The 7339-nt window shown below is 70.7% G+C and carries 9 protein-coding genes; 1 reads left to right on the top strand and 8 read right to left on the bottom strand.

Annotated elements, in window-relative coordinates:
• The 6 genes from IY392_RS08590 to IY392_RS08565 form a co-directional block, all read right to left on the bottom strand.
• On the bottom strand, positions 1 to 263 hold a 263-nt coding region (locus tag IY392_RS08590), incomplete at its 3' end, for a potassium-transporting ATPase subunit C (protein ID WP_194860988.1).
• Positions 264 to 266: 3 nt separating this feature from the next.
• Positions 267 to 2372: a potassium-transporting ATPase subunit KdpB gene (gene kdpB, locus IY392_RS08585; protein ID WP_375292904.1), complete on the bottom strand. Its 2106-nt coding sequence runs from the start codon at positions 2370 to 2372 to the stop codon at positions 267 to 269.
• A complete protein-coding gene (gene kdpA, locus IY392_RS08580; protein WP_194860987.1) occupies positions 2369 to 4069 on the bottom strand; it encodes a potassium-transporting ATPase subunit KdpA in 1701 nt (566 codons plus the stop codon). Before kdpA ends, kdpB begins: the two co-directional genes overlap by 4 nt.
• Positions 4066 to 4167: a K(+)-transporting ATPase subunit F gene (gene kdpF / locus IY392_RS08575; protein WP_107757248.1), complete on the bottom strand. Its 102-nt coding sequence runs from the start codon at positions 4165 to 4167 to the stop codon at positions 4066 to 4068. The genes kdpA and kdpF overlap by 4 nt, the downstream gene beginning before the upstream one ends.
• Complete coding sequence (locus IY392_RS08570; RefSeq protein ID WP_194860986.1) at positions 4164 to 4394, bottom strand: hypothetical protein; 231 nt, start codon at positions 4392 to 4394, stop codon at positions 4164 to 4166. Before IY392_RS08570 ends, kdpF begins: the two co-directional genes overlap by 4 nt.
• A gap of 389 nt (positions 4395 to 4783) precedes the next feature.
• A complete protein-coding gene (locus IY392_RS08565; RefSeq protein ID WP_194860985.1) occupies positions 4784 to 5167 on the bottom strand; it encodes a helix-turn-helix domain-containing protein in 384 nt (127 codons plus the stop codon).
• Positions 5168 to 5245: 78 nt separating this feature from the next.
• On the opposite strand from IY392_RS08565, the gene IY392_RS08560 reads away from it, so the two are divergent.
• On the top strand, positions 5246 to 5653 hold the full coding sequence (locus IY392_RS08560) for a RidA family protein (protein WP_194860984.1): 408 nt from the start codon (positions 5246 to 5248) through the stop codon (positions 5651 to 5653).
• 145 nt (positions 5654 to 5798) lie between these two features.
• On the opposite strand, the gene IY392_RS08555 is transcribed toward IY392_RS08560, so the two are convergent.
• Both IY392_RS08555 and IY392_RS08550 read right to left on the bottom strand, forming a co-directional pair.
• A complete protein-coding gene (locus IY392_RS08555) occupies positions 5799 to 6005 on the bottom strand; it encodes a hypothetical protein (RefSeq protein WP_194860983.1) in 207 nt (68 codons plus the stop codon).
• Between the two features lie 28 nt (positions 6006 to 6033).
• Positions 6034 to 7339, bottom strand: a 1306-nt coding sequence (locus IY392_RS08550) for an alpha/beta hydrolase (protein WP_194860982.1), incomplete at its 5' end; no start/stop codon positions are given.

Here is a 7339-nt window from a genome sequence, read left to right as displayed (position 1 = left end):
GCCTGGTCCCCGGACCCCACGACACGGGCGTGGAAGAACGGATCCGGCTGGCCGGGCTCGACCTGCGGGTCGGTGGCGAGGAGCGCCGAACCGACCGCGCAGCCGGCGGCGTCCCGGACGATCGACCCCTCGGCCGAGGCGGTGTCGAGCCGCGAGACCGCCCAGACCGAAACCGGATAGGCGAGGCCGCACAGGAGGGTGGCGAGGGCGACGACGACGAGGGCCGGCCGCAGCTGGCGCAGAGCAGTGGTGAGAGTGGACATGAGTCACGCGATCCCGGGGAGGTGTCGGACGAGCAGGTCGATGAGCCAGATCCCGAGGAACGGCGCGATCACGCCCCCGACCCCGTAGATCAGCAGGTTGCGCCGCAGCAGCGACGCGGCGGAGGCCGCCCGGTACCTCACGCCCCGGAGGGCGAGCGGGACCAGCAGCACGATGACTATCGCGTTGAAGATCACCGCGGACAGGATCGCCGACTCGGGGCTCGCGAGCCCCATGACGTTGAGCCTGTCCAGCTGCGGGAAGATCCCCACGAACAGCGCCGGCAGAATGGCGAAGTACTTGGCCAGGTCGTTGGCCAGCGAGAACGTGGTGAGCGCGCCGCGGGTGATGAGCAACTGTTTGCCGATGCCCACGATGTCGATGAGCTTGGTGGGGTCCGAATCCAGGTCCACCATGTTGCCGGCCTCCTTGGCGGCCGTGGTGCCCGAGTTCATGGCCACGCCGACGTCGGCCTGGGCCAGGGCGGGGGCGTCGTTGGTGCCGTCACCGGTCATCGCGACCAGGCGCCCCCCGGTCTGCTCGGCGCGGATCCGCGCGATCTTGTCGTCCGGGGTGGCCTCGGCCAGGTAGTCGTCGACCCCCGCCTCGGCGGCGATGGCCGCGGCGGTGAGCGGGTTGTCCCCGGTGATCATCACGGTGCGGATCCCCATGGCCCGCAGTTCGGCGAAACGCTCGCGCATTCCGGGCTTGACCACGTCCGAGAGCTCGACAGTCCCGAGGACCCGAGGTGCGCTGGCGAGAATCAGTTCACCGCCCTCGTCGTCGCCGGTCTTGGTCGCATCCCCGGCCCCGTTGGCGCGGACCGTCATCTCGGCCACCACCAGCGGCGTGGCCCCGCGCCGGGCGATGCGTTCGACGGACTCCCGCACCCCCTCGGGGGCCCGGCCGCCGTGCGCGGCGACCCAGGCCAGGATCGTGTCCGACGCGCCCTTGCGGATCTGACGGACCGTGCCGTCGGCCGCGGGGAGGTCGATCCCGGACATCCGGGTCTGGGCGGTGAACTCGACGGCCTCGGCGTCCGCCTCCGCTCGGGTGGCCGCGGCCGGCAGGTCGTGCTCGCGGGCACAGAACTCCACGATGCTCCGACCCTCCGGGGTCTCGTCGGCCAGGCTCGAGGCCCGCGCGGCCTCGGCGAGCTCCGCCGTCGACGCACCGGCCGCCGGGTCCAGGGACGTGGCCTGGCGAGCGCCGAACGTGATGGTGCCGGTCTTGTCGAGCAACAGGGTGTCGATGTCGCCGGCGGCCTCGACCGCCCGTCCCGACGTCGCCAGGACGTTGTGCTGGACCAGGCGGTCCATGCCCGCGATGCCGATGGCCGACAGCAGGGCGCCGATGGTGGTGGGGATGAGGCACACCAGCAGGGCGATGAGCCGGATCGGATCGATCTCGGCGCCCGAGTAGGCGGCCACCGGGCCGAGCGCGAGAACCGCGACCAGGAACACGATCGTGAGCATCGCCAGGAGGATGTTGAGCGCGATCTCGTTGGGGGTCTTCGTGCGCTCGGCCCCCTCGACCAGCGCGATCATCCGGTCGACGAACGACTCGCCCGGCGCGGTGGAGATGCGCACGACGATCCGGTCGGAGAGCACCACGGTCCCGCCGGTGACGGCACTGCGGTCGCCGCCGGACTCCCGCACCACGGGCGCGGACTCCCCGGTGATCGCCGACTCGTCGACGGTGGCGATGCCCTCGACCACGTCGCCGTCCCCGGGGATGGTCTCGCCCGCCAGAACCTCCACCAGGTCACCGACGGCCAGCTCCGTCGACGGGACGGTCTGGGTCTCGTGGGGGCCGCGTCGGACCCTGGCGGTGGTCTCCGTGGTGACCTTGCGCAGGCTGTCGGCCTGCGCCTTGCCGCGTCCCTCGGCGACCGACTCGGCCATGCCGGCGAACAGGACGGTGGCCCACAGCCAGGCCGCGGTGGACCAGCTGAACACGGTGGGGTGCAACACCGCGAGGACCGTGGTGAGCAACGACCCCACCCACACCACAAAGAGGACGGGGTTGCGGGCCTGGTGGCGTGGGTCGAGCTTCCGCAGCGCGCCGGGGGCGGCCGCGGCGAGGTGCCGGGAATCGAGCAGGGCGGTCACTGGAGTGCCTCCGCGATAGGTCCGAGGGCGAGCGTGGGCACGAAGGTCAGCGCCGCCACCAGGAGGATGACGCCGAGCAGCAGGCCGCCGAAGAGCGGTCCGTGCGTCGGCAGGGTGCCGGGGCCGGGGTCGCTGCGCTTCTGTGCGGCGAGGGAACCGGCCATGGCCAGGACGAGGATGATCGGCAGGAACCGACCGAGGATCATGCACACCCCGAGGGCGGCCTGGAACCAGTGGTCGGTGACCGTGAGGCCGCCGAACGCCGAACCGTTGTTGTTGGCCGCCGAGGTGAAGGCGTAGAGGTACTCGCTGAGTCCATGCGCCGAGTTGGGCGAACCGGGGGGCCCGCTGTTGCTCTGGGCCTCGACCGCGGACGGCATCACGGCCGTGATCGCGACGCCGGTGAGGACGAGCACGGGCATGACCAGCAGCGACAGGCTGGCGCAGGTGATCTCCCGGCGGCCGATCTTCTTGCCCACGAACTCCGGGGTCCGGCCGACCAACAGCCCGCCCACGAACACCGCGAGCACGGCCAGGACCAGGATCCCGTAGAGACCGGTCCCGACTCCGCCGGGGGCGATCTCGCCGAGGAGCATGTTGAGGATCAACGCCCCACCGCCGAGGGCCGAATAGCTGTCGTGGGCCGAGTTGACCGCCCCGGTGGAGGTTCCCGTGGTGGACACCGCGAAGAGCACCGAGGCCGGGATCCCGTGGCGGACCTCCTTGCCCTCCATCTGCATCCCGGCGGCCTGCGCGGCCACCCCGGCAGCGTGGTACTCGGCCCACGTGACCACGGCGAGCATGCCGCCCCACAGGGTGGCCATGACGCCGAGGATCATCAGCCCGTGGCGGCGGCTGCCGGCGCCCGACTCCGCGAGCATGGTGCCGAACGTGCGGGTCAGCGCCACCGGGATGAGCAGCAGGGCGAGGATCGACAGCAGGTTGGCGATCGGGGTGGGGTTCTCGAACGGGTGCGCCGAGTTGGCCCCGAGCACGCCGCCGCCGTTGGTGCCGAGCAGCTTGAGCGCTTCCTGGGAGGCGACCGGCGCCGTGGAGATCTGCTGTGCGGTGCCGTCGAGCGCCGTCACCGCCACGCCGCCGGAGAACGACTGGATCATGCCCTGGGTGAGGAACAGCGCGGCGAAGATCAGGCCGAGGGGGAGCAACACCCGGATGACGGCCCGGGTCAGGTCCACCCAGAAATTGCCGATCACGCCGCTGCGGACCCGGCAGAACCCTCGCACCACCGCGATGGCCACGGCGATACCGACGGCCGCGGAGACGGCGTTCTGCACCGTCAGCCCGATCATCTGGGTGAGGTTGGTGAGGGTCTCCTCGGGCGTGTACGACTGCCAGTTGGTGTTGGTGACAAAGGAGACGGCGGTGTTGAACGCCATGGCCGGGTCGACCGCGTCCTGGGGGGCACCGAGCGGCGGCAGCCAGTGCTGGACGCGCTGGATCGCGTACAGGGCCAGCATGCTGACCGCGGAGAACGCGAGCACCCCCAGGGCGTAGACGCGCCAGGACTGCTCGCGGCGCGGGTCCACACGGGCGAGCCGGTAGAGGAGCCGTTCGACCCCGAGGTCACGGTCGCTGGCGAACACCCGGGCCATGTAGTCGCCGAGCGGGATGTACAGCGCGGCCAGCAGCCCGAGCAGGCAGGCCACCTGGAGGCCCGCTGCGAGCGCCGGGCTCACGAGAACCGCTCGGGGTCGACGAGCGCCACCAGGAGATAGACCACCAGACTCGCCGCCACGACCAGCAGGATCACGGTGGTGACGCCGGCGAGGGTCATCGGCGGGCTCCCGAGGTGTCTGCGGACGCGGCGCAGGTCGACGCGGTGTCGCGAGACCCGCTGCCCGGCGACGCGGTGTCGCGAGACGCCGGGTCAGGCGCCGGGAGGCCGGTCGCCGGGAGGCCGGGGGAGGTGGCGGACTCGTCGGACCGGGAGAGCCGGTCGACGAGGAGCACGCAGCCGGCCAGGCAGGCCAGCATGAGCGCGAGGTAGGCGATATCGAGCATCGCGGGCACGGTCACTTTCGATCGGGGATCAGCGCGGCGGTGGCCTGCACTGCACCGAGAAGCCTGCGTCCCCCGCGACCGTGCGGGAAGTGGCATTTACGGACTCTTGATGCCCCGGGCGGGGATCTTTACCCGTCCCTGACGGGGCGATCCGCGGACGCGCAGGCGCTCGCGCGGGTGCCCGTGCCGACGCCACTGCGGCGACCCTCGCGCGGCGTGGTCTCTCGCCGAGTGGTCACATCTGACCGGTTCTGGGTCAGGTCACCTGGGAGAACGTGATCGTATGTGACCACACGGCGGTTCTGCGTCCGGTTCTCCCGCCGCCAGCTCGTCGGTACCGGGCTCCTCCGACGCGGGAATCCACCGGAGCGTCGTGGAGGGGGTGTCGGTCAGAAACCGCTCTGCTCGGCGTCGAACGTCTCACGGGCCCGCTCGATGGCCGGCAGGTTCGCCGAGGCCCAGTCGAGCAGCGCGTCGAGCGGTTCGCGCACCGTCTTGCCCAGCGGGGTGATCCGGTACTCCACCGCGATCGGCCGGGTGGTGAGCGCACGGCGCTCGATGAGCCCGTTGCGTTCCAACCGACGCAGGGTGGTCGACAGGGATTTCTGCGACACGGCCGGAATCGCCCGGCGCAATTCGTTGAAGCGACTCGGGGCCTCGCACAGAGCCGACATCACGGCCAGGGACCACTTGTCCAGGACGTGCGCGAGCAGTTCGCGGTGCGCCTCATCGACGGCGACCTCGTGGTCACGGTGGGTGGTGGTATCTGCCATGACACCTAGTCTCGTTGAAGTAACCTCGCGATACCAAGTACACAGTGACTACCACTTGCTCCCGACGACAGGAGGATCATGACAGTCGCCGTGTCCAGCCCCGAAGGCATGCTCCCTGACGCCCCGTACCACCACGTGGCCGTGGCCACCGGCACCCGCCAGGTGCACGTGGCCGGGCAGGTCGCTCACATGCCCGACGGCTCACCCCTCCCCACCGACCTGGCCGGACAGGTCTCGCAAGCGCTCCGCAACGTCGCCCGCGGGCTGGCTGGGGCTGGGGCAGGCTTCGACGATGTCGTCCGATTGACGTTCTACGTGACCGACTGGGAGCCGGAGAAGATCGGCGAGTTCATGGCCGGCGTGGAGGCGGTGGCTGACGAGATCGGCCTGTCGATTCCGTTGCCACCGGCATCGCTCATCGGGGTGCAGATCCTCTTCGAGCCGGAGGTTCTGGTGGAGATCGAGGCGACCGCGGTTCTGGACTAGTCGCGGCGATTCGCCGCGCCGGCTCCGAGCCAGCCCGCCGCGCCGCCTCCGATGCCGAGCCGATCCGCCGAGTGGTCACATCTGGCCGATTCCCGGGAAAACCACCTGGGGAAACCTGATCAGGTGTGACCACACGGCGGCACCTCTACTCGCGATCGGAGTCGATCGATGCTCTCGCCTTGATGATCAAGACGGTCATTCCACAGCCCAGGGACGTGAGCAGTACAGCTGCCGCCGTCGCTACACCTCCGTTACCCAAGTAGATTCCCGCGATCACGAACGACAACGCAACGAGAGTGCGGACACCCCGCGACGACAGCGCCTCCAGCGTCTCTGCGATGTACTTTCCCACCGGCCCGGGCCTCGTCGGTGAGGTGGCGTTACCCCGCCGCGGGCATCGGCGGGGCCGGGGCATGGGTCACGCCGGTGTGGCCGGTGCGCAGGTACTCGACCACGGCGTCGTCGACGATCGTGTTCCCCTTGGCCACCTGCCCGTGATCGCCGCCCTCGACCGTGAGCACGTGCGCTCCCATGCGCTCGGCCAGCGCCAGCGCCCCGTGATAGGGCGTCTGCGGATCCCCCAGCGAGTTGATGAGCAGCGGTGCCGTGGCCAGGCCCGCGTTGTGGACCGCGACGGGCGTGGTGACCGGAGCGGCGCCGGCACAGGCGGCCCCGGAACTGTAGGTCAGGCCGATGGCATCGAAGATGTCCCCGGTCACGAACTGCGTCCACAGGAACCCGGGGTAGTCGAGCGGCCGCGGGGCAACGCGGTTTTCATTGCACAGGACGGCGGACTGCATGTTGAGTGCAACCACAGCCTCCTCCGGGAGCTCCGGCATCTGCGGGTCCTGCGGCCCGACGGGCGTGCCGTCACGCAGGGCCTCCGCGATCACCGGCCACCCCGAGCTCTGCGGCGCCAGTCCGCGGGTCGCGCCGAGCATCGGCGACAGCGCCTGCACCGCGCCGGGAGTGCGGAGCTGGGTGAACAGCCCCTCGATCTGCACCCGCAGCGGGCCGGTGAGCGTGACCCCGTCGACGTACTGCTGCGCGAGCGCCCGCCACTCGGGCGGCACGTCGCCGACCCGCGCCGGGGGAGGGGCGAGGGTCGGGGTGGTGCCGGACTCGGCCATCACCCGCTGCGACCAGCGCCCGTACACCTTGAGTGGGGTATCGCCCAGCCCGTACACGGCGTCGTTGGCGGCGATCCAGTCGAACATCGCCATCACCCTGCGCTTGTAGGGCTCGGTCTGCTCGCGCAGCACGTCGTTCCACATCCAGTCCGGGTGCGCTGCCGAATCCAGCACCACCTTGTCCGTGTGCTGCGGGAAGAGCGTCGCGTAGGTCGACCCGAGCAGCGTGCCGTAGGACAGGCCGTGGATGGAGATGCGCTCCTGGCCGAGCGCGCGCCGGACCTCCTCCCAGTCGCGCGCGGTGTTCTCGGTGGTGAGGTGGCGCCAGTAGTCGCCGCTGGCCTGCTCGCACGACGCCCGGTGCGCGCCGCCCAGGTTGGTGGCGATCATCAACTGGTCGGCGCCATCCATCGGCGCGCAGTGGAGCGGGCCGGCGTGCGCCAGTCCCCGTGGTTGGACGCCGATGAGGTCCCACTCGTCCCGCAGGGCGTCGGGCCAGGTGAACAGCTCGTTGTCGTCGAAATAGGTCAGTGAATCCCCGCCCGGCCCGCTCCAC

This window comes from Dietzia sp. SYD-A1, from assembly GCF_015356725.1.
In the GTDB taxonomy this organism is placed as follows: Bacteria; Actinomycetota; Actinomycetes; order Mycobacteriales; family Mycobacteriaceae; genus Dietzia.
The sequence above is the reverse complement of the archived record's forward strand: the minus strand, read 5'-3'. Positions and strand labels throughout refer to the sequence as shown.

Excerpts from the sequence above, each read along its gene's own strand:
- IY392_RS08565 (WP_194860985.1), bottom strand. The coding sequence starts at position 5,167 with ATGGCAGATACCACCACCCACCGTGACCACGAGGTCGCCGTCGATGAG.
- kdpF (WP_107757248.1), bottom strand. The coding sequence starts at position 4,167 with ATGACCCTCGCCGGCGTCACCACCGTGATCCTGCTGGTCGTGGCGGCG.
- IY392_RS08570 (WP_194860986.1), bottom strand. The coding sequence starts at position 4,394 with ATGCTCGATATCGCCTACCTCGCGCTCATGCTGGCCTGCCTGGCCGGC.
- IY392_RS08560 (WP_194860984.1), top strand. The coding sequence starts at position 5,246 with ATGACAGTCGCCGTGTCCAGCCCCGAAGGCATGCTCCCTGACGCCCCG.